The organism is Arthrobacter sp. SPT-J7 (assembly GCF_059089965.1).
Map to the genome: position 1 here is coordinate 1 of NZ_JBNHFF010000470.1, position 1,091 is coordinate 1,091.

The following is a 1,091-nucleotide window of genomic DNA, read 5'->3' on the forward strand; positions in this document are numbered from 1 at the left end:
ACGAAGGCCAGCGCCTGGAAGTTGGCGGCATCATCGCCGACGGCCCGGCAACGGACCAGGGCGAGCTCGCCCTCGGCAAGAACCTGCTCGTGGCATTCATGTCATGGGAAGGCCACAACTTCGAGGACGCCATCATCCTCTCGCAGCGCATTGTTGCCGAGGACGTTCTTTCCTCCATCCACATCGAGGAGCACGAGATCGATGCCCGCGACACCAAGCTTGGTGCCGAGGAAATCACCCGTGACATCCCCAACGTGTCCGAGGAAGTACTGGCAGGCCTGGACGAGCGCGGCATCATCCACATCGGTGCCGAGGTTGAAGCAGGGGACATCCTGGTTGGAAAGGTCACCCCGAAGGGTGAAACCGAGCTGACCCCGGAAGAGCGCCTGCTGCGCGCCATCTTCGGTGAGAAGTCCCGCGAAGTCCGCGACACCTCCCTGAAGGTGCCCCACGGCGAGTCCGGCACCGTCATCGGCGTGCGTGTCTTTGACCGCGACAACGACGACGAGCTGCCCCCGGGCGTGAACCAGCTGGTCCGCGTCTACGTGGCTGCCAAGCGTAAGATCACCGACGGCGACAAGCTCGCCGGCCGCCACGGCAACAAGGGTGTTATCTCCAAGATCCTCCCGATCGAGGACATGCCCTTCCTTGCCGACGGCACCCCCGTTGATATCGTCCTGAACCCGCTGGGTGTCCCGGGCCGTATGAACGTGGGCCAGGTGCTTGAAACGCACCTCGGCTGGGTTGCCAAGACCGGTTGGAAGATCGAAGGCGAGCCCGAGTGGGTCAAGCAGCTGCCGAACCTCCCGCGCGAGAGTGGCCAGACCACTGTTGCAACGCCGGTGTTCGATGGCGCCCGCGAAGAGGAAATCACGGGCCTGCTGGACTCCACCAACGTGACCCGTGACGGCGAACGCCTGATCGACTCCTCCGGCAAGACCCGTCTGTTCGACGGCCGCTCCGGCGAGCCGTTCCCGGATCCGATCTCGGTCGGCTACATGTACATCCTGAAGCTCCACCACCTGGTGGACGACAAGATCCACGCACGCTCCACCGGCCCGTACTCCATGATCACGCAGCAGCCGCTGGGT

The 1,091-nt window shown here is 64.1% G+C and carries 1 pseudogene; it reads left to right on the forward strand.

Annotated elements, in window-relative coordinates:
- Positions 1-1,091: pseudogene (locus AC5RWX_RS33660) on the forward strand (DNA-directed RNA polymerase subunit beta); the annotation flags it as partial.